The organism is Kitasatospora sp. SC0581 (assembly GCF_048159585.1).
In the GTDB taxonomy this organism is placed as follows: Bacteria; Actinomycetota; Actinomycetes; order Streptomycetales; family Streptomycetaceae; genus Kitasatospora.
Map to the genome: position 1 here is coordinate 1 of NZ_JBLRWA010000073.1, position 1,223 is coordinate 1,223.

The 1,223-nt window shown below is 72.9% G+C and carries 1 protein-coding gene and 1 pseudogene; both read right to left on the minus strand.

The genetic code is table 11. From position 1 onward, the window contains the following. A partial coding sequence (locus ACLWS4_RS37085) for a hypothetical protein (protein WP_416876434.1) occupies positions 1 to 318 on the minus strand: 318 nt, incomplete at its 3' end. A 46-nt stretch (positions 319 to 364) separates the two neighbouring features. Continuing rightward, a pseudogene (locus ACLWS4_RS37090) lies at positions 365 to 1,223 on the minus strand (hypothetical protein); the annotation flags it as partial.

A 1,223-nucleotide genomic window follows, 5' to 3' on the forward strand; every position in this document is an offset into this window, starting at 1 on the left:
CGGGACGGCGGCTTCCATCAGCCGTTCGTACCGGCGCTGGTCGTCGGCAGTGGCGTTGGCGTCGTTGTGGATCGTGAACATCGTGGATCTTTCCGTGGTCGGACGGTTGTCGCGCAGCCTGGGCGCCCCCGCAGGAGCGGCGTTGGCCGTGGTCCCTGGGCGGGGACAGCAGATGTCGTGCCGTACGTGGGGCCGGTCGGCTGGTCGCTGCGGCGGTCTGCCGGTGCTGGCGGGAAGTCGGATGCCGCGCGGGCGGCGGGCCCGGCACGGCTGCGGGCCGCGCAGCAGGCCCGGTCGGAAGCGCAGGGTGGTCTTCACGCTTCCTCGGTGGGACGCGGTACCGCACCCGCTGTCGGCTGGCCGCTCACCGGCGGGTCACCGAGTCGAGCCGGCGCTTCAGACGGTCGGTGTCGTGGCTGCTGGCGAGGTCGGTGTACTGGGCGAGGCTGGTGGAGTACCAGTCCATGGCGGCGTGGCGTTGGTCGGCGCGCAGGGCGGCCTGCCCCAGGAACTCCATGGTGTGCGCGGTCCAGTGGGGCGCGCGCAGGGAGCGGAACTGCTCCAGGGCCTTCACGAGGGCGCTGGCGGCCAGATCGTGGGCGCCCGCCAGCGAGTGGGCTTCGCCGAGGTAGGCCAGCGCTCGTGAGATGTTGAGCGGGTCCGGGTCGGTCAGCCCCGAGAGCAGCGTGCAGGCCTCCTGGAGGACCGGCACTGCGGCAGCGGGTTCGCCCAGCCGGGCGTGCGCCGACCCGATGAGGATCAGGGCGAGGGCCTGGCCGCGCACGTGGCCGAGCTGTCCGTAGCGGGTGGCGGCGGCGGTCAGCTGGGGCATGGCTTCGACGTAGCGGGCATCGGCGTGCAGGCACGCTCCGATGCTGCTGCTGCACTTGGCGATTGCCTCGAGGTCGCCTTCCGCGAGGGTCCGTGCGCGCTGGAGGCAGGAGATCGCCTCGTCGTACTCGCGGTTGTCGCGCAGGCCACCGGCGAGCGCGGACAGCAGCTCGCGGATGGCCACGGTGTCGCCCCAGCGCTCGGCGGCGGCCAGGCCCTGGCGGTGGATGGGAATCCACCGCTCGTACCGGGTGTAGAGGAACAGCGGCCATGCCGCGTGGGTCACGCAGGTCGCGGCCCTGTATTCACCGTGCTTGGTGGCGGCGGTGATCGCCGGGAGCAGCGCGGGAGCCGTCGCTTCCAGCCAGGCGAGCGCCACGTGGTTGACGGCG